Annotated in this window: 15 protein-coding genes and 2 pseudogenes; 7 read left to right on the top strand and 10 right to left on the bottom strand. The window is 68.7% G+C overall.

Features of this window, described 5'->3' with window-relative positions; all coding sequences use genetic code 11:
* Positions 1–203: 203 nt before the first annotated feature.
* The 4 genes from AB0L95_RS32590 (at position 204) to AB0L95_RS32605 (ending at position 5,593) form a co-directional block, all read left to right on the top strand.
* Entirely contained in the window at positions 204–1,226 is a 1,023-nt protein-coding gene (locus AB0L95_RS32590; protein WP_365167927.1) for a TniQ family protein, read from the top strand.
* 211 nt (positions 1,227–1,437) lie between these two features.
* Positions 1,438–2,145, top strand: coding sequence for a hypothetical protein (locus AB0L95_RS32595; protein WP_365167929.1), 708 nt, complete (start codon positions 1,438–1,440; stop codon positions 2,143–2,145).
* Between the two features lie 134 nt (positions 2,146–2,279).
* Complete coding sequence (locus AB0L95_RS32600) at positions 2,280–4,526, top strand: Mu transposase C-terminal domain-containing protein (protein WP_365167932.1); 2,247 nt, start codon at positions 2,280–2,282, stop codon at positions 4,524–4,526.
* Positions 4,526–5,593 (top strand): ATP-binding protein, encoded by a 1,068-nt coding sequence (locus tag AB0L95_RS32605; protein WP_365167934.1) that lies wholly within the window; start codon positions 4,526–4,528, stop codon positions 5,591–5,593. The genes AB0L95_RS32600 and AB0L95_RS32605 overlap by 1 nt, the downstream gene beginning before the upstream one ends.
* Before the next feature lie 273 nt (positions 5,594–5,866).
* Here the strand turns inward: AB0L95_RS32605 and AB0L95_RS32610 are convergent, their stop codons facing one another.
* From AB0L95_RS32610 to AB0L95_RS32625, 4 genes are read right to left on the bottom strand one after another with little or no spacing between them, the layout of a single operon-like run.
* Positions 5,867–6,343: a Mov34/MPN/PAD-1 family protein gene (locus tag AB0L95_RS32610; RefSeq protein WP_365167937.1), complete on the bottom strand. Its 477-nt coding sequence runs from the start codon at positions 6,341–6,343 to the stop codon at positions 5,867–5,869.
* Positions 6,340–7,617 carry a ThiF family adenylyltransferase gene (locus AB0L95_RS32615; RefSeq protein ID WP_365167940.1) on the bottom strand — a complete coding sequence of 426 codons (1,278 nt, stop codon included), beginning with the start codon at positions 7,615–7,617 and terminating at the stop codon, positions 6,340–6,342. Before AB0L95_RS32615 ends, AB0L95_RS32610 begins: the two co-directional genes overlap by 4 nt.
* The gene (locus AB0L95_RS32620; protein WP_365167943.1) at positions 7,611–8,198 is read right to left on the bottom strand and encodes a hypothetical protein; all 588 of its coding nucleotides are present in this window, start codon (positions 8,196–8,198) and stop codon (positions 7,611–7,613) included. Before AB0L95_RS32620 ends, AB0L95_RS32615 begins: the two co-directional genes overlap by 7 nt.
* Positions 8,195–9,172, bottom strand: coding sequence for a hypothetical protein (locus AB0L95_RS32625; protein WP_365167945.1), 978 nt, complete (start codon positions 9,170–9,172; stop codon positions 8,195–8,197). The genes AB0L95_RS32620 and AB0L95_RS32625 overlap by 4 nt, the downstream gene beginning before the upstream one ends.
* A gap of 402 nt (positions 9,173–9,574) precedes the next feature.
* Between AB0L95_RS32625 and AB0L95_RS32630 the strand changes: the two genes are divergently transcribed.
* On the top strand, positions 9,575–9,718 hold the full coding sequence (locus AB0L95_RS32630; RefSeq protein WP_358484752.1) for a hypothetical protein: 144 nt from the start codon (positions 9,575–9,577) through the stop codon (positions 9,716–9,718).
* A 73-nt stretch (positions 9,719–9,791) separates the two neighbouring features.
* A pseudogene (locus AB0L95_RS32635) lies at positions 9,792–10,613 on the top strand (IS5 family transposase).
* A 20-nt stretch (positions 10,614–10,633) separates the two neighbouring features.
* Here AB0L95_RS32635 and AB0L95_RS32640 read toward each other — a convergent pair.
* Complete coding sequence (locus AB0L95_RS32640) at positions 10,634–12,103, bottom strand: SAVED domain-containing protein (protein WP_365167947.1); 1,470 nt, start codon at positions 12,101–12,103, stop codon at positions 10,634–10,636.
* A gap of 360 nt (positions 12,104–12,463) precedes the next feature.
* Between AB0L95_RS32640 and AB0L95_RS32645 the strand changes: the two are divergent.
* A pseudogene (locus tag AB0L95_RS32645) lies at positions 12,464–13,207 on the top strand (helicase associated domain-containing protein); the annotation flags it as partial.
* A gap of 146 nt (positions 13,208–13,353) precedes the next feature.
* Here AB0L95_RS32645 and AB0L95_RS32650 read toward each other — a convergent pair.
* From AB0L95_RS32650 to AB0L95_RS32670, 5 genes are all read right to left on the bottom strand, one after another.
* A complete protein-coding gene (locus AB0L95_RS32650; protein WP_365167950.1) occupies positions 13,354–14,289 on the bottom strand; it encodes a Shedu anti-phage system protein SduA domain-containing protein in 936 nt (311 codons plus the stop codon).
* Between the two features lie 467 nt (positions 14,290–14,756).
* Entirely contained in the window at positions 14,757–15,128 is a 372-nt protein-coding gene (locus AB0L95_RS32655) for a TIGR02391 family protein (protein WP_365168085.1), read from the bottom strand.
* 124 nt (positions 15,129–15,252) lie between these two features.
* Positions 15,253–16,356, bottom strand: a complete 1,104-nt coding sequence (locus AB0L95_RS32660; protein WP_365167952.1) for a hypothetical protein — start codon at positions 16,354–16,356, stop codon at positions 15,253–15,255.
* Between the two features lie 203 nt (positions 16,357–16,559).
* On the bottom strand, positions 16,560–17,303 hold the full coding sequence (locus AB0L95_RS32665; protein WP_365167954.1) for an ATP-binding protein: 744 nt from the start codon (positions 17,301–17,303) through the stop codon (positions 16,560–16,562).
* A complete protein-coding gene (locus tag AB0L95_RS32670; protein WP_365167956.1) occupies positions 17,300–19,078 on the bottom strand; it encodes a Mu transposase C-terminal domain-containing protein in 1,779 nt (592 codons plus the stop codon). The genes AB0L95_RS32665 and AB0L95_RS32670 overlap by 4 nt, the downstream gene beginning before the upstream one ends.
* Positions 19,079–19,107 lie beyond the last annotated feature (29 nt).

The raw sequence follows: 19,107 nt of genomic DNA on the forward strand, positions 1-19,107 counted from the left end.
CGCAGGGCCATGGCCAACACAGCCTTCGACACACCCCACGACCTCGACCGCAAACTCCGCCGCGAGTTACGCAGGATCCAACTCCGACCCCACCTCACCGACGGCTGCCTCACCGCCACCAGCCTGGCTATCGACCCACCGACCCCACCCTGAAAACCTCAGTAGATGAAGCCGCGGCCGGACATCCCGGAAGGAGCGCCGTCGTGGCGGAGAAGCGGGACCAATGGCTCGGGCGGCGCCGGATGCATCTGCGGCTGCGGTTTCTGCAGGGCGAGTCCACCGGCTCGTACGTGACGCGGCTGGCTGCCCGTAACAACCGCCCTACGGAAGAGGTGCTGCGGAGCATGGGCACCGGCCCGGTGCCCGTCGATCCGCAGTACACCGAGATGTACGTCAGCCGCTACGCGCGCGAGCGGCTGGCCACTCTGGCCGGCCACACCGTGGCCGAGATGCAGGAGCGTCTGATCGGGCTGCGCGACGAATTCCTCATGGACAAGGACGCCAAGGACGACTGGGAGTGGCCCTGGGACGCGCGGGCCGGCTACATCGTGCAGGCCTGCTCTCTGTGTGCGGCGCGCCGCGGCACCCGCTCGCCTGCCTGGCTGATCCTTCCCGACCCCTGGCAGGTGTGCCTGCGCCACCGGCGCTGGACGGACAACTCCCGCAGCACTGATCCCCCCTACGTCGATCTGAGCGAGCTCTCGGAGGTCGTGCGCGCGCAGCAGCGCCTGAACCGGGTGCGCGAACGCCTGGGTCCTGCCGGACGGTGGGTGTTCGCGGACGCCTGTTCCGTCCTCGTGCGTTCCGGGTATCTCGAGGACCCAGCGCAGACGAAGCAGTGGGGTGTCCTCGCGGCGCTGCTGGGCGAGCAGCGGGTACGGCCCCTGGCGCAGTTAAGCCGGCTTTCCCTGCTGACCCGGGACCTGGCCTGGCTTGAGGTGCGCCGCCTGAACGGCGTACTGGGCGGCATGGAGTACCAGGACTGGCTGCCGCGGACAGCGCGTCGGCACGGTTACCGGTTCGTCGAGCCGCTGACCCTCTGGCACCGCCAGCACCGGCCGCTCACGCAGGGCATTCCGCAGCTTTTCAGCGGGGAACTGCCATCAAGCGCCGAGGTACGAAGGGTGGCAGGTCATGTCCTGCCCTCTTCTTTGGCGCCGGTGGAGGATCTTACGTGCCTGCCATGGGTGCGCCTGCCCAACTCGATGGACCGGCTGTTTCTGTAGTCATCCGCGCCGCGTACGTCTGCTTTGGCCTCGAGCTGAGCAGACGTCCGGCGGATCTCCGGCATCAGGGAAACGCCGTCAAGGAACGAAGGCATCTGCATCCTTTCGGGTGAACTCCTCCGACGGCGTCACACGAGATCGCAGGAGGCCCGGAGCCTGGTGGAGGTCTGCCGCGCAGCAAGGGCACGGCGCGGCACGAGGGGAGCAGCTGGTGGACTTACAGGTGCGCTATCGCGACGGCATGGGCCGTGAGCGCCTCGGCACTCCAGGGGCGTTGCGCGGGCTTCCGGTGGAGAAATGGCCGGTGCTGTGCGAGCAGCGTGCCTACCAGGGGCGGAAGTCGAAGGTGCGCCAGTGGTGGTCGTCGACCACCAAGAAGGAGGTCAGCTGCCGGTCCCTGGAGCATGCGTATGCGGCCATGTTCCTTGACCGTGATCCGTGCATCGTCTACCTGGCTGCGCCGTCGCTGCAGGTCGAATGGCGCAAGGGTGAGCGTGCGGGGGTGGTGAACCCGGCGTTCATGGCGCGCACCACCAAGGGGCAGCAGATGCTCTATCTCCACTCCCCCGACGGGAGGGAGCCGGACGATCAGGAATGGTCGGTGGCCCAGGCAGCCGCCGCGCAGGCGGGATGGCAGGTGGATGTCGCCCGAGCCCCGGGCGGTCAGCTGCGCCGCAATGTGTACATCGTCTCGCAGTTCCGTCACGACGAGTTCGCCGACGCCAGCGCCAGGGCCGTCCTGCTGGAGGCATTCGCCCGCCCCCTGCCGCTGAGCAGGGGCGCCGATGCGGTGGATCTTCCTCCGGGGCAGGGCCGTGCCAGCAGTTGGAACTTGCTGTGGACGCAGGACCTGACGACGCGCTGGGAGGAGCCCCTGACCCCCGACAGCCTGGTGTGGGCGGCCGGAGCGGCAGCATGAGCACCGTCCTTTCCCTGCCGGTCGACGTCCCGGACGGGCCGGCCTGGACGCTCCGGCCGGGAATGACGGTCCGGTGGAAGACCGGCCGCTATCTGGTGGGCGCCTTGCAGGGTTCCACCGTGCATCTGGCGGCGATGGACGACGGCGGCGAGGACGCGCTGGTGGTGCTCTGCGTCCTTGTATCCGCCCCGGACTTCGCCGTGCTGAAGGCCGACGGGATGGCGCAGGAGCCGGAAGCGGTGCCGGACCTGTCCGTACTGGAGCGGTTGGATGAAGAACAGCTGAAGGACGTGCGCCGCTGGGAGGAGCACGTCCGGGAGGTGCTGACCGGCCGCCCTGTCGGCGCCCGGGACGGCGCCTTCGCTGCGCGGCGCGGCTACGATCCGGCGACCACCACCCGCACCGCCCGCTACGCCCTGAAGGCGGCCGAGCTGAAGGCGGCCGGCCTGACCGGCTCGGCCGCTACCGTGCAGCGCAAATGCCTGGCCTACGAAGCACACGGGCTGCTCGGTCTGGTCGACAAGCGGTGGCTGCGCACGAGCACCGTCCACGGCAACGTCGACGAGCGGGTGGTGGCGCTGATCCAGCAGGAGGACAAAGCCCAGCGCGGCGCGTCGGCGGGCACCTTCTCCCGGCTGTACAAGCGGGTGCGCGCGGCGCTGCGCCGCGCGCACCCGGATGAGTACCGGGCCCTGATGCCGGCCCGCACCACCTTCTACGATCTGCTCAAGCGGCTGGGGATCTCGGCGGAGTCGCTGAAGGCGGCGCCCGGGCGGGGCAGTGATGCCACCGCCCTGCCCGAGCCTCCCTACCATCCGGCGCCAGTGTCGTTGCTGGGCGAGCGCGTGGAGATCGACGGCACCGGGCTGGACGTCCTGGCGCTCGGCGACGACGGGCGTCCCGTGACAGTGGAGTTGACCTATGCCTTGGACGTTCTGAGCCGCAGCTTCATCGCCGGGATGATCGTTCCCAAGACTTCGGGGCGCAAGAAGGGGCCGGGCAGCCGGCGCCGCGGCGGCCGCGGCACCAAGTCGCTGGATGCCGCGCTGCTGCTGGGCCAGGCGATGGCGCCGCTCGCGGCGCGCCCCGGCTGGTCGCCGCAGGCGCTGGCCGCCAACTCGGACCTGCCCTACGCCAAGATGCTGGCCGGCGATCCGCGGATGGCCGGTGCCGCGGCGCGGCCGGTGATCCGCCCGAAGACGGTGGTCGTCGACAACGCCAAGATCTTCAAGGCCCGGCACTTCAAGGACGTGTGCAGCATGCTGGGCATCGAGGTGGAGTCCGCCCGGGAGCGCACCCCCACCGACAAGGCAGTCATCGAACGCACCAACGCCTCGGTCAAGAGCATGTTCTCCCAGTTCGTCGCCGGCTACACCGGCAACAGCCTGGCCACGCGCGGCAACGACGTCGACAAGGAGCGGTTGTGGACGCTGAACGAGCTGCAGGATTTGTGGCACGAGTGGGTGGTCACCGAATGGCAGCGGCGGCCGCACGAAGGACTGCGCTCCCCCTTCCTTCCTTCTCTGGTCCTCACCCCGAACCAGATGTATGCGGCGGCGGTGGCCGTGGAAGGCGCCGTGCCGCGGCCGGTCACACCGGATGAGAGCCGCAAGCTGCTCCTCCAGGCGAAGCGAACCGTGACCCGCGACGGCATCAAGATCGGCAACCGTACGTATGTCAGCCATCGCATCCGTGAGTTCAAGAACCGGCACACCGGCATCAAGGGGCAGGGCCGGCGCTGGCCGGTCTACTACAACCCCTACGAGCCCAGCCGGGTGTGGCTGTATGACCACACGGTCGAGAAAGACCCCGCCCGCAGTCCGTGGGTTCCCTTCGATTTCAAGTACCAGCACCTGATCCGCGACTCGTGGACCCAGTACCTGTGGGAGAAGGCCGCCGACCTCGTTGCCGGCCTCGTCGGCCGGGAGGGCAGCGAGGAAGAAATCGCCCGGGCTGTGGACGATCTCCTGGCCCGCGCAAGGCGCGGCCCATCCCCCACCTCCACCTCCGTCAAGCCGGTGGCCGCGTTCGTTCCGCAGCCCCTGGAGATCGCCGAAACACCGGCCAACCCTTATGCAGGGATCACCCGGGCCGAACCCGGCAGCGTGACGCCCGCACCGTCCCTCAACGTCGATGCCAAGGACCTCTTCCCGGGCCGCCGTGCCGCGCTGCCGTCCGCTGTGCCCGAACCCGCCGCCCCGCTGGCGTCGCCGGGCCAGCCCCGGCCCCCGCGGCGCCGTCCCGCTCCAGCGGGAGCGCACAGCCTGGGCGGATCAGCCGGCGATATCTTCCGGGAACTGGCAGCGGATCCGTCCGAGCGGCCTGCGCCGCGGCCCGATCAGGACCGGCCCCCACCCAGCCAAGACCCGCAGGAGACGTGATGGACGCTGCGCGCACCGCCCCAAAACCAGCCGCCCCCGCAGCTCTCGCTGCGCGGTGGTCGCCGCTGGATCCCGAACTGCTCACAGTGCGAGAGGGGTTCATGGACTTCGTGCACCGCAAACTCGAGCCGCCGGACTTGCAGGACTGCGCCCCCAAGGGCACGAAGGTCACCGACACCGACCCGCGGATGATCTACCACGGAGAGATGATCCCCGTCTCCACCCCCGATGTGACCCAGGGGCTGAAGGACGCGCGGCGCACCCTGCGCACCAACCGGTTCCGCCCCACCGGAAAACGCATGAGCATGATCATCGACGGATGTGCCGGCAAGACCACGCTGCTGCTCCAGATCGGACGCGCCTACCAGGGACTACTGGAAACCGAGCGCAGGCCGGACAGCGAGTGGACCCCCGTCGTCTACATCAACGTCCCTCCGCGACATGAAAGCAACATGGACTGGTCCCTGCCGCTCGCGGACTTCTTCGGCATGGACCACACCGTCAACATCGACAAGCGGACCTACCGCAGCACCGACATGACCGAACCGGTCATCCACGCCATGCGCGAAAGCCGTACCTCCCTGCTCCTCATCGACGGAATCGACCGCATCCACGACAGCGACCTGGCCGGTGCCTTCGACTACTTCGACTGCCTCCAGGCCCGCCTGCGCCTCTCGGTCATCTACAGCGGTCGCGGCGCCACCGACATCGTCAACGAGGGCCTGCACAACCGCCGCCGCAGCGAACGGCCCCGCACCTCCGAGCAGTTCCGCAGCAGTCTGCCTGTCATGCGGATCAACCCCATCCCCTTCCACGCGGGGCAGGAGGAGGGATGGCGCACCGTGCTGCGGGCCTACGACTCCAATCTCCGGCTCTACGATCACGAGCCCGGATCGCTCCTGGACCTCGAGGAAGAACTCCACGAGCGCACCGGCGGCTACATGGACACCCTCGACCAGCTCATCTGCCAGACCGCCCAGCAAGCCATCGAAGGCGAGACCGAAGCCATCACCAAAGAAGCCCTCGACGACATGTTCGTCGGCCGCAACGACCCCGACGACGACTGACACCGCGCCGGTAAGGCGCGCCGTCCTGTGCAGCGTGCACGACCGGCCCCGCTGCTGCGGCTGCCGCGGGCAGCCTGCTGCTTCGGCGTCGGACCATCGGGGGTGTTCGGCGGCCCCGCATCCGTGGCGCCGCCGACGGCCGGGACGCCGACGGTGAGAGCGCTGCCGCAGAGGCAGCCGTCGCCTGAGAGCTCTACGGTGCGGCTGGCCAGCCACCGGTGAACGGTGACGTGCTCTGGCGCCCCCGTTCTGAGCACCCGAGTTTTCGGCGTCTCATCCGACAGAGCGGGAGAGCTGCAGTTGCACCGGCTCGATGCGGCCGAGGCGGCATGCCCAGGCTGCGCCCTCCCAACGGCCTGCCCGGGGACCGAAGATCACCGCGATGACGCTGTGGAAGCCCAGTTCCGGATCGCTGAGCAGTTTCCTGTAGGTGGCGGCGTCGCGAGCGCTGGGGATGGGGCGGCTGGCGGGGTGGGTGTGCCATTCGCCGACCCAGACGCTGCCGTCCCTCGCGAATGCCTCGTCGGCCAGTGCCTGGGCGTGTGCCAGGTCACGGAGGAAGTAGGTGGGGGTGCGTACGGCGGCAGGTCCGGGGGTTCCGGCGTGGTGGACGGTGACGGTGTCGTGAGTGTGGTGTCCCAGCAGGATGCCTCCGGTCTCCGTGCTGTGGTCGGACGTGCGCAGTTCGGTGGTGACGATCCGGGAGGCCTGGGCGGTGAAGTGCACGGTGGTGACAGGCTGCTGGGTCATGGTGCTTCGCAGGTGGGGCAGCCGGATCTCGGTGGTGTGGCGGGCAGCCAGCGCAGCTCGGCGGTGTGGCCGAGGTCGAAGGGCGGGGCCCAGTCGGGTTGGCGGCGCAGGCCGAGCAGGGCATGCTCTCCCGGCAATCGCTGGTCGGGATGTCCGGCGCGTTCGAGGATGGTGGCGACGGCGGTTTTGGCCGCGAGCTGGGCGACCAGGTGAAGGTCGGAGCCGACTGCGGTCATCGGCCGGTGGCGGGTGCCGGTGCCGTATCTGGCGTCCAGGGCGGGCTCGGGGTCGAGGCCGCCTGCCTGGGCGAGGCTCTGGCGCCTGCAGGTGAGGCATCCGTGCTGGGGCCAGGGACGCAGTCGCAGGACTTCGCCGAGGGCACCGTCCTGCAGGACGCACGCGAGCACTGCGGTGAGGCCGGCGCGGCGGGCCAGGTGGCCGGTGACGCGGCGCGGGGCCACGCCGTCTGCCGTGCATACGACGAGGTGGGTATCCGCGAGGAGGGCCCGGATCTGGTCGGCGTGCTCGATGACGTCCAGGGCCCAAGGGGTGACCGTGGTGTCGGGGCGCAGTGCGGCGAGGTCCTCGGCCAGGGCGGTGACCTTGGATCGGCCGATGTGTCGGCGGGCGCTGGTGTGGCGGACGAGGTTGTGCCAGTCGAGCCGGTCGGGGTCGACGAGGGTGAGATGGCCGATGCCGTAGCCGGCGAGTGCGTGTGCGGTGGCCGAGCCGATGCTTCCCGCTCCGATCAGCATGATCCGCGTGTTCTGCAGCTCGCGTACTGGCCAGTGGTCTTTGAGCTGGCAAATCCCGGTGGCCTCGGGCTCGACCGACACGGAGATCGGCTGGGCGCCTTCGCGGGTGACGTGCCAGGCGGCGAGGTCCGGCAGATTGTGCTCGGGATGGGCCTCCTTCAGGCCCGGTGCATGGGTGATGGCCCAGTAACCAGGATCTCCGGGAGCTTTGTAGCCGTTGGGCACGGCTGCCTTGAAGGCGTCGAGTTTCATGAGCATGCCGCGTCTTGCGCTCAGGGCGAGCCACATCAGGTGAAGGTCGGCATGGACGCGGCACCACCAGCCGGTGGAAACGGGCGGATAGCTGCCGAGGAGGCGGTGCTCGGGCGGCGGTTCCACCGGAAAGATGCCGTCGCCGCGTTCGGAGAGACCGCGCACGACAGCGAAGCGTTCGGGATGGTTGATGCGCAGGGACAGCCGGCCCCACGGCCCGGAGGAGCGCATGATGGCCGCGGCAGACTGCGGGATGAGGATCAGCACGCCGGATCCTCCTGCCCGCTCCTTTCGTGATGGCTGTGCTCGGTGCTGCCGGGCGGGCTTGGAGGCCGCGAGAGGTAGTGGTCGAAGCGGCCGTCGTCGACGATGCCGTTGTCGGTCATCTGCTCGATCACGCGGTGCTTCATGAGCGCGTACTCCACTCGCCAGCCTGCTGCTTTGAGGAGCAGGTCGGCTACCGAGTCGCGGCCCGTCCACAGGGCGTCCTCGCGCAGGAGGCACAGGCTGGCGTCGCCGTTGACGTGCCAGCGGGTCTGGGTCCACTCGTACGGTTCGGGCAGCGGATCCACGGGGATGAGCCGGGGTGCCACCATGGGATAGGCCTGGCTGTATTCCATGCGGAGGAGGAGTCCTTCGTCGCCGATCCAGGTGGTGAGGTGCTCGGGCTCAGGCCGCTCGAAGGGCCAGCGGGGCAGTCTTCCCTCCCAGCTGCCTGCTCCGGCCTCGTTCCAGGAGAGGTCGGGGAACTGGGCGGTGATCTCCTCGTGGTCGCGGTGAAGCCGGCGCGGCTCGCACATCCACCAGGTGGTGAGCGTGCGGTCGTCGGGCGTGTGTGCGGCCGTCATCCCTGGGGTGCGTCCTTGATGGGCCGCGCAGTGATGAGCGCGGGTGTCCCGGTGATCAGTGCGGCGGGCTTGGCCGGGGCGGCAGGGGCAGGGAAGTCGTCGCCGAAGATCTCCTGCCACAGCCGCAGCGCGTTGTCGTTGTCGCCCTCGGCCGCAGCAGCGCAGGCCCGCTCCGCGAGGTCTGCCGCGTCGGTGAAGGCATCGGACAGACCTGCATGGTGGAGGTCCGGCTGAATCTGACCGCACAGGCCCGCCGGGTCCCACACGCCCTCGTGGACGCGGACCGCGGCGGCGGTGAAGAACGTCTTCAGTGCCTGGGAGCGGTTGCCGGACCTGGGCATGCAGTTGAGGGCGAGGACCTCCATGACGAGAGACTTGATGCCTCCCTGGACCGGGGCAGTGAGCCGCCACTGTTTGAGGACCCTGACCAGAGGCCGGAAGTGCGGCCAGTCCCGCTGGTGATCGGCGACTTGGCCGATGAGGTATTCCGGGTTGGCCGGCACCCACCGGGTGTTCAGCTTTTCGGGGATGAGCAGCGAGCCGTCCTCCTGGCGCAGGGCGGCCATGACGTCGACGGTGAAGGCCTCCGGGTCCTCGGGGTCGTCCAGGAAGCACTTGACTGCGTGATTGCGCACGAGAGTGTGCCGGACCTCGTTGGCGTGGGTGCCGTTGGTCTGGCTCAGCAGCCGGTTGACCTGGGTGCGGACGTGCTCGAGGGCGTCCTGGGCGCTCGGGCCGTCGTTCCCCCACTCGGGGTGCTCGTCGGGGTCGTAGACGATCACGACGTCGACGTCGTGGATGGGCTTGAGCTGCGTGCTGCGGCTCAGAGAGCCCGAGCCGAACGTCTCCACGACGTCCGGCTCGCTCAACAGCGCGGTTTTGAACAGGTCCCTGCGCTCGCGGGCCAGTCTGGTTTTGTCTATGTCTTCGTTGACAGTCTTCTGGAACGCGTCGAATGCGTCGTCGATCCCCATGCGGTGTGCCTCCTCGGGCGCGTCGTCCAGCCCGGGTGCACGCCGCGGCCGCCGACCCCGGGCCGGGGCGCGGCGGCCACAAACAGGCATCAATGGCTGCTCGTTCACCACAGTAAGACCCACCACTGACAAACCCTCCTGCACCAGGACTAGTTGATCATTTACGGCAGCGGCCATCCGCATCGGAGCCGCGTACTTGATGCAGGTGAGAGGGGCCCCGTCTGAGCTGCTGCCTCGCATCGAGGACCCGCCGGGCCGGGCCCAGGCCCGATGCAAACCTCGGCTGACGGCAGGGGGACGAGACAGCCGGCCAGGGGAAGACGCACTCCTCGCATCTCCGGCGGGCATACCCCGAAGGGACAGCCCGGGGAGCGGGCTCAGCGTCTGGGCGGGACCGCTGCGGTGGAGGGGCTGTTGTTCTTCCACGGCCCGCTGCCGGTCGCCGTCGCGCTGGGCTGGCTCACGGCCCGCGACCGCCTCGCCCGGCTCCACCATGACATGCGCTTGGCACGCGGCACGACGACGCCTCCGGCGGCGGGACCGTAGGGGCTTAGAACTCCTAACAGAATGCTGCAACTCGCCTTGGAATGTTGGTGTCTGATGGGGTGTTAGCCTGCACATGAGAAGGGGTGAGCAGCTGCCGTGGATCGTGTCGGATGAGCTGTGGGCGCGGATCGAGCCGTTGCTGCCGGTCGTGCCGCGCCGCACGGATCACCCCGGGCGCAAGCGTCTGGACGACCGGAAGGTGCTGTCGGGCATCCTGTTCGTGCTGTACACCGGCATTCCGTGGGAGTTCCTGCCGCAGGAGCTGGGCTTCGGTTCCGGCATGACCTGCTGGCGGCGCCTGCGTGACTGGAACAACGCGGGTGTCTGGCAGCGTCTGCACGAGTCGCTCCTGGCTGAACTGAACGCCGCCGGCGCGCTGGACTGGTCGAGGGCGGTGATCGACGGCTCGCACGTCAGGGCGCTCAAGGGCGGCCCAAAACCGGGCCGAGCCCGGTCGACCGTGCCCGACCGGGCTCCAAGCACCATCTGATCACCGAAGGGCACGGCATCCCGCTGGCGGTATCGCTGACCGGCGGAAACCGCAACGACGTCACCCAGCTCGTCCCCCTGGTCCAGGCCGTCCCGCCCGTACGCGGCCGACGAGGGCGGCCCCGACAGCGACCGGTCGCGCTCTACGCCGACCGCGGCTACGACCGACAAGTACCGCAAGCAGGTCCGGGCCCTGGGGATCACCCCCGTCATCGCCCGCCGCGGCACCGACCACGGTTCAGGTCTGGGCGTCCACCGGTGGGTCGTCGAGCAGAGCTTCGCGCTGCTGCACTGGTTCCGCCGGTTACGCATCCGCTGGGAGATCCGCGACGACATCCATGAAGCCTTCCTCAGCCTGGCCTGCGGCATCATCTGCTGGCGCCGACTGAAGAAACTCTCACTTTGATAGGAGTTCTTAGCGAGCCCTCATGCGTCGATGACGAAGGCCTTCTCGTACACCTGCTGTGCGTTGACGTCCTCGTACACGGTGGTGGGGCGCAGCCGGTTCCACCGATTGCCCAGCAGCAGGGCCAGGCCCATAGGGCCGGCCTGGAAGAGGTGGATCGCGGGATGTCCGCGGCAGGCACGGCGCAGCAGGTCCCGGATACCGACGGCCAACGCGCTGGCCGTCGCGGCATCCGGGATGGAGTTGTCCTTCGCCCCTCCGGGCGGGCGCAAGACCAGCAGCCGGGAGACGGGCACCCGATGCTCGCGCAAAAAGTCCAGCACGTCCTGCGTGGGGTCCGTGGCGACCGCGACGGCCACGGCGAGATCCGTTCCAAGGTCAAGGGTGTGCTCATCGACGGCTGGCGTCAGCGGAGAGTCGTACGCTGCGGTGGATGACCACAGCTGTTCACGCTGAGCCACGGCAAGGTCGGAGCCGGCCACCATGCGGAAGGCGGCACCGACCACGAAAGCGGGTGCCAGACGCAGGCTGCCGGTGACAGCGACCGTGGTGGTGCCCGGCGGCATCCGGTACGGCGCGGCCTCAATGTCCGCCTGCAATTGCGCCCAGGTGGCCGGGGCCAGCGGACGCCGCTTCACATACGGTGAGGCTCCCTCGAAGCGATCCACCCAGTCCAATGCGTAGTCGGCGTCCTCCGCCATGGGATCCGGCTTCAGGGTGGCGATGGACAGCACCGGACGCGATGAGCCGGCTTCCAGGCCCAAGGCCCGGATCGCCTCCCTGATATCCGCCAGGGACAGGCGGCGCTGCCCGTCGGCGACTTGACGGGCCACCCAGTCCGCGCCGGAGTGCATGGCCTCCTCGCTGAACCGCAGCCCTGCGGCGAACATCAGCATCTGCAAGTGCTCATGCAGGTGCATCACGTCTCGTGCCAGGTCGAAGCGCAGCACCTTCAGCAAGTCCAGCAGCCTGTCCTCACTCAGCCCGGCACCGTCGGCCCAACGCCTGCGTGCCTGCCCCTTCTTCGAGCCCGGGCCCTGCTGCGCCGCCTTCGGAACCAGAAGCTGAGTGCGGGAGTCCCTCAGCGAGATCAGCGGGTCTTCCGCATCCGGGGACCGGTTGCTCAGCAACGCGAGATCGACCGGAGTGCCGTCCTCGGTGAGCTTCTCCCAGGCTTGCGCCATCTTCCGCAGGATCGACGGGCCGCCGCGATCGCTGAGCTTGAGCAGGTAGTCACCGTTGACCGGGGTAGAGCTGTCCGCGGCGTACTTGACCTGCATGTAGGTGTGCGGCGGCACCTGCCGGTACAAGACGACGTCGTCCAAGTTCCCCGCGTCGTCGACCTCGACGCCCACCGCCATCACCGGGTTGGACGCACGCAGCGCCGCATCCCGGACAGCGGCGACACACCCCTGCCACGCAGCCAGCCACTGATAGCGGTCACCAGCAATACGGACACCCGTCGAGCTCGGGGCAGGCAGGTCAGGCACTGAAACGGTCTCCCAGGCGTCGGGCTGCCGCGCTTACGGCCATCGGCATGCTCAGCCGATCATCGCCGCAAGCAAGGCCAAGTGGGAAGCCCTCGCACCCACCGGCAGTCGGGCAGGGGCCACAGGCTCTCGCCCGCCCACCGGCATACCGCCCAGGACCCCGAAAGCCTCTCGGTCGCTGCTTCATACCGCGTCCGAGAGCAGTTGATGTGCGTCCGGATCAAGTTGCGGCGTGCCAGCTCAGAGAATCTCAAATCAGAGAAGCAGCAGGTCAGACGTTTCAGAGAGTTGTCCGGCCCTAGTCGAGATCCCGCAGGCCAGAGGCTCTCAAGTCGTCGACGCAGGCCTCACCTCTGGCTGGTAGTGACAGCGCCGGAGGCCGGAATGGTGTGGGAGCCGGGCGAGGAGGCGTGGGAGAGCAAGCTCGCCGCGCTGCGGTCCTACCGGCGGGCCACCGGGCACATGGCCCCGCGTCAGGACGCGGTCTGGGGCGAGGGCGACGCGATGGTGCCGGTCGGGCAGCATATGGCCAATCTCCGGCGGAAGGGCGGTCTCGGGAAGGACGCTGAGCGGGCAGCGGAGCGCGCGCAGCAGCTGACGGCGATCGACCCGGACTGGGACTGCCCGTGGCCGCTGGACTGGCAGCGGCACTACCGCGTGCTCGCCGACCTGGTCGACGCCGACGGCAGCCTCCCCGACATCCAGCCGGGTGTGCTGTTCGAGGGTGATGACCTGGGCAAGTGGCTGGCACGACAGCGGAAGGCGACCAACTGGGCGCAGCTGTCCGAGGAGCAGCAGCGGCGGCTGTCCGCGCTGGGCGTGACGCCCGCTGAGCGGCCCGCACTGGTCCCGGCGGCCAAGAGTGCAGGGAAGGCATCAGCGGCCTTCCAGCGCGGCCTGGCGGCACTCGCGCAGTGGGTGGAGCGGGAGGGCGCGGACCGGCCGGTGCCAAGGGGGCACAGTGAGCAGATCACGGTCGACGGTGAGGCTGAACCGGTGACCGTGAAGCTGGGCGTGTGGATCTCCAATACCAAGACCCGCCGCGACAAGCTCGCACAGGAGCAGCGGGCCGCTCTGACCGAGCTGGGAGTGGAGTGGGCGTGAAAGTCGGCGGTCGGCTGGCAAGAGGCCGGGACATCGTCACCTTGCCGCTATGGCGTTTAGGGGAATGTTGAACCGGTCTGGCACGCAGATCATGGGCGGACGTTTCCCCTGTCCGGTCTCACCAGCTCCCACGTGCGAAGAAAGAGCTAAGCAGTCAACTGACTCGGCTGGACCTCGGCATTCTCATCGATAGCGGTGACGTGACTTAGCAGCGCGTGACATTGGGAAAGGAGCTGGTCATAGGTCATGACGGTGATCCCGTGCATCCTGCTGTTGAGCCCGTGCAGAGCGCGCAGTTGCGTCTCCTCCCAGTTGTGCGACCGCCCGATGATGACGACGGCACGCGGGTGGTAGGCGACGATGTCGGGCCGCGCAGGTTGCAGACCGAACTCCGCAGCGCGATGCAAGGTATCGAGGTAGCGGTGACACTGCCCGATCGCCTTCGCGGTATGCGATGACCAATACCAGTTCTGGTGCGTGTCGTCGTACAGGATTACGTCCTTGTCCGGGCGCTTCAGCTCGTACACATCACGCAACCCGCTGGCGGTGGACTTCATCAGAAGATCGACGTGGTCGCCGATTCCGATGACTCGTTGGTCGTCGCGAGCAACATATGCGTTGCCGAAGGCCCAGGAATGGCGCTCACACCAGTCCTGGTAGACGTCCTCTCGATTGCGCCCCTCCGCAAGGTGCTCTTGCAGTTCGGTGACGGCGGCTCTCAGCTCACCGATCCTGACGGCAGCTGAAAATGCTTTGGCCAAGGTCTCGGGGCTCACCTGGTGGGCGAGTTGGGCAGCGAACCGGCGGTTTTCCAGAGCACTGCCGATCGCGCCGACGGCGTCATCAGAGGCGTCCAGTTGCGCTCCGAACCCATCCGTTCGGAGCACGAGGTACTGACCATCATCGTCTTGCTCAGATACGGATAGCGCTTGGGCGATGTGGCTCTTGAGCATGTACAGGTCCTCCGACTTGAGCGTCATCTCACACTGCTCGCCAGTCCGCTTGTCTGTGCGGACAAGCTTCATGGACAGCTCAGTCGATGAGTTCCTGTGGGGGATGAAGAAGGGGATGGCCTCGATCAACACATGAGTCGTATCCCTGACTACCAGTCGGCTCCCGTACGAGAGTGCTCCCGACGCAGCAGGACGCCGATCAAAGAAAGTGGGCTCATTCCCGTCCATACCGGCATGTTGGGCCACTGCATCACTCTGTGTCCCAACTTTCGCGAAAGTAGATCACTTATTCGATTTATGGAGCATGGCTCCCGGGGCCATGCCTGGGCTGACTCCACAACCGCCTGTGGAACTACTGGAGTCGGCATCAAGCTGGGCGATGGCGTCGCTCTACAGCGGTCCACCGTCTACAGGGCGGCGTCCAGCTCAGAACTTTGTGGCTGGGTGCTCCGCGGTCGTTGACAAGGTTCGTCGGCTTACCGCAGTGCCAACAGGGGTGGGGCCGGGAGGACCAGTGCGAGCTGCAGCCCCGGTCGAGAAGGCCCGCAGCGCTGTCAAGCACCGCTGTAGTACGTGGGGCAGCGGCGCGGGAATGGTCACGACGGAAGCATCGAACTGTTGACCGTGGTCGAAGACGTCCCGCGGCAGTGCTCTGTGTACGGTTTCCTGTCCATACCGGCAGATCCGCTCCAGCTCTCAAGTGGCGCGCTCCGAGGAGTGCACTGTTCGATCCAGCGGGCGAGGACGCTCAAGGTCGCCAGGTGCTCCAACGCTTCCTGTTCGGTCCAGGTCACCTCATCCTCGTGAGCGGCAACGTTCCGCAGGGCGAGGAAGGCGCCGGCCGCGAGGTATTTGGCGCCTTCCTGGCGGGCGCGCCAGGAAGGCGTGTTGCGGTCGCCGTCGAACCTCAGGCGCGGTTTTGCCGCGACGGGATCCTTCATGTCGAAGGCCTGCATACACAAGTCCATCTCGCCGATGTCGTGGTGCGAAGGTTGAGCGCTTCCCAGCGAAAGCCGGTCACTGGTGGCCCTTCTCACCGGTAGTTAAGCGCGCAGGTCAGAGCGTTGCGCCTAACGCCGGTGAGATCTTCCGTCAGCGTGGGCTCCAGCGCGGGGACCGGCCCCTGTCTCGGGCAAGCATCGCGTCGAGTTGTTCGATCTCCTGCAGTTCCCTCCACCACCAGTCGACATCTGTTGTCACGCGCTGGCTGCTGGGCGGCTGTGGTGGTCGCAGCCGTGTGTCTTCGGCGAAGCTCATGAGGTTTTGGTAGTCGTCCGGTTGGGCCAGTATCCGGCGGCCTTGGGTGCGTTCGAGGCGGGCCATGCAGGCGGCGGCGCGCAGGAAGACGTGGGCCCAGGCGGGGACGGGATGGGTGGCGCAGTCGTCGACGGTCCGGGCGGGGTCGTGGAGGGCGAGGGTGGCGGCCTGCTCGTCGTAGTCCTCAAGGCGTGCGGTGGCGAGTTGGTGGGCGGCAGCTGCGGTGAACACCGCTGCGGCGAGTGTGGCGGCCAGGCGCGGGTGGGCGGTGCGGATCTGGATCCTGCGGGTGATCTCCCTCAGGGTGGCCTCGGTGCGTGGTCGGGGCTTGGGCCGGTGTCTCCATTTGATCATGGGCGGGATACAGGTGCCGATGCAGTGGCTGGAACTGTCGAGAGAGTCGAACCGCTCGAGGGCCGGCAGTGTGATCCAGCGGTTCGCCGTCCGGTGGGAGGGTGCGGGCGGGGCCTCGGCGGGCGGGCCGAAGTTTGTCCGGGCGGCGTGGAGCCCGCCGGTAATAGTGTGCGAGACGCGCAGGGTCCGCTGCAGGGTGGCCGGCAGGCGGGGACGGTGGCAGACCAGGTTCAGGTGCAGCCCGGTTGCCTCGCGCAGATCCAGCAGTCGCTCAAGGCGCTGGTGGGTGAGCAGGTGGGCGCGCAGGACGGTGAGCCGGGTGATGGGGATGGCGCAGAACCAGGCGGTCACCGCGTGCCAGGAGGGATCTGTGCCGGGGGTGAACCTGCCCGGGAGTAGCGGGGGTTTGCCGAGCGCGGCCAGCAGGTCGTGGGCAAGGTAGATCTCGCCGGCGGTGCCGGGGGAGGGGTGGAGGGTGACGCTGCCGACGGCCGGATCGTGCGCGGCCAGCGCGGTGCGGACATACGCGGCGTCGTCCTCGGGATCGAGGATGACAGTGAGGGGAGGCGGCGGTGTGCGGCGCACCGGGCGGCCTTCCTTTAAGGAACAGGACGGGGACGGGGCGACAGGGTGCGGGGCGGCGGTGCGGCCGGGCGAAGGGCCATAAGCGGCCGGAGCGCCATGGGCATGGATCACGTCGTCGCGTGGCTCAAGGAAGAGGGTGACGGTGGTGGGCCGCGACGCATCAGCGTGGACGTCTCTCGGTAGCGGAATTCGCGGCATGGTGGTTACCCCAGGCGGCTGAAGACCCAGCGCAGAAGATCCCGGTCGACGCGGGTGCGGCCGGTGCGCTTCAGGCCGATACGGGCATGGGCGGTCAGCTGGGCCCAGGCCCGGAAGTTTCCGTGGGCGGCGTGGCGGTCGGCGAAGTCGATGTCGTCGGGATCGGCGTCGGCCCAGACGGGGTGGAACAACGGGATCACCTGCCGGACTTCGTCCTCGGCAAGGCGGGTGAAGTGCTGCCAGATGAAGATGCGGGAGGACAGCATCGGTTCGCGGCGCAGCACGGTGTGGCAGCCTTCGCCGCCGACGAAGATGATCGCGAGCTGGGTGGCGGGTTCGTCCCACAGGTAGCGGAAGTATTCGAACGCCTCGCCGTTGAGCCATTGGGCCTCGTCGACGAGGAGGGTGCGGGGGCGTTCCGCCAGGGCGTTCTTCAACAGGCGGTCGAATTCGCTGGGGTGGCGCGGCGGGTGGCCGGGCAGGTCGAGCGCGGCGAAGAGTTCGTAGCGCACCGCGCGGGCCGTGGGGCGGGCGCGGAAGGCGACGCGGCGCACGTCCTCGTGCGGTTCGAGTTCGTGGAGGCAGAAGTTAACAGCGACGGTCTTGCCGAAGCCGGCACCGCCGTGGATGCACATCATGGCGCGCGCCTCGACGGTGTCGGTGAGATTCTCCCAGGCCCTGAGCAGGGCCCGGGTAGTGACGACCTGGGCATCCGGCAGATCCACGTACTGGTAGGCGGTGACGGTCACGGCTTCCTCCCGTCGGAGTGGCTGGGCGGCGCGGGCGGTTCGGTTGCGGGCGCATCAAAGGAGGTGGGGGCGGGCTGGGGCACGGCCAGAGCCGGCGGGGTACGCCAGTGCGCGGGTGGCGCGGCGGGCGGGATCAGATCGGGCAGCGCCAGCTCGGACAGGTCCCTGGCTGCGTCCCTGGCGAGTTCGGTCTCGGCCCGCGAGCTTGTGAGTGCGTCGAGCCGGCGGGCCTTCTGGGGGACGGTGGCGGGAGCGAACCGGTCGCGGCGCAGTTTCTCGGCCGCCTTGGCCTCGGCCCGCAAGCGGCGGGCCCGCCGGGAGCGGGCCTGGCGCAGCGCGGACAGCTGTTCGGGGGTGGCGGCGTCGGCCAGGTGTGCGGTGCCCAGGTGACGGCCGCTTCCGTCGCAGACCTCGATCTCATGGTCGTGGTGGGGCATGAAGCGCACCGTGACGTCGCGGCCGGCCTGTCCGGTCATCCAGCCGGCGATGTAGTCGCGGCCCTGGAAGCGCACGCCGTGGCTGGTGATGGCGCGCAGGCGGCCATCGTCCTCGAGCGTGAAGGACCAGACGTCCGTCGGCGGGATGTCGTTGAGCGGGGTCGGGTCGGCCTGCCACGCCTGAAGCGGGGTGGCTCCGTTCAGGGCGTCGGGGTGGTGTTCGGTGTTCCACCACGTCACCCAGGCCAGCAGTTGGTCGGTGAAGTCGTGGAACGACATGGGCGGCGTCGCGGAACCTTGGTCGGGGCGGCGGCGCGGCTTCTTCGGGATGTAGCCGGGCAGAGCGGCGAACAGCATCCGCGTGGCGCAGCGGTTCAGGTTCTCGATGCTGCCTTTCAGGTGGGGGCTGTAGGGCGGCAGGTCATCGACGGTGGTACCGAGGGCTTCGAAAGCCGCGGTGACCGTGCGGGAGAGGAAGTCCTTGCCCCGGTCGATCCGTACCTGCTCGGGCCGGCCGCCGAACGGCCCGTAGGGGTCGGAGCGCAGGACCGCCGAGCGCAGCGCGGCCAGGATCGATGCACGCGTCGGACAGCCGGGGGTGACGGCGAGGCCGGTGACAGCTTTGGTCGCGCAGTCGATAAACCACGTGACGTACGGGCGGACCAGCTCGCCGTCGGCCTCCACCCGCAGCGGGGCCTGGACGTGATCAGCCTCCCAGGCATGGTTACGCCAAGCACGGGGACGCTTGCCGAACACATCCAGTGCCCGGGCCGCCTCCGGTCCCTTGCGGTAGCCGGCCCGCTCCCCCGCCGTCAGATCCCGGCGCACCGCACGCAGGAACGTCGACAGCGACGGCACCGGATCCAACAGCGGGACAGCGGCCACGGGCGCACCGCCAGGAAGGAACGCGGCGGGCGGCGAGCCCGGTTCGGCGGCAGCGGTGCCGGGCTCCGGCGGTTTCGTTCCGGCGGTTGTGCGGGCGCGGGCGACGAGCTCGCGGTGGACCGCGGAGGCATTGCCGTGCCAGTACGCCAACAACACCCGAACCTCGTCTGTGATCTCGAACCGGTCGCTGTGGCGGGCGCCGGGGCGGGCGGCGGTCTCCGGCTGTGCGGCGGCAGCCGCCAGCCAGCGCCACACGGTCCGGTCCGAGACGTCAAGACACTGCGCCGTGGTTCGGACGTGAGCACGGGTGAGCCTGCACTCGGCACGCAGGGCGAGCAGACGGCGAACGGCCGGGGCTCGCAGCGCGGTCAACGACACCGCATCAAGCGCAGGCTCGGCCCGGGGCGGTGACGGTTCCTGCGGGGCGCTGTCATCAGGGGTGATCGTGCTCATTGGCATACCTGCCCGTGGAAAGTGGCCGG

The organism is Streptomyces sp. NPDC052036, assembly GCF_040680495.1.
Lineage (GTDB): Bacteria > Actinomycetota > Actinomycetes > Streptomycetales > Streptomycetaceae > Streptomyces.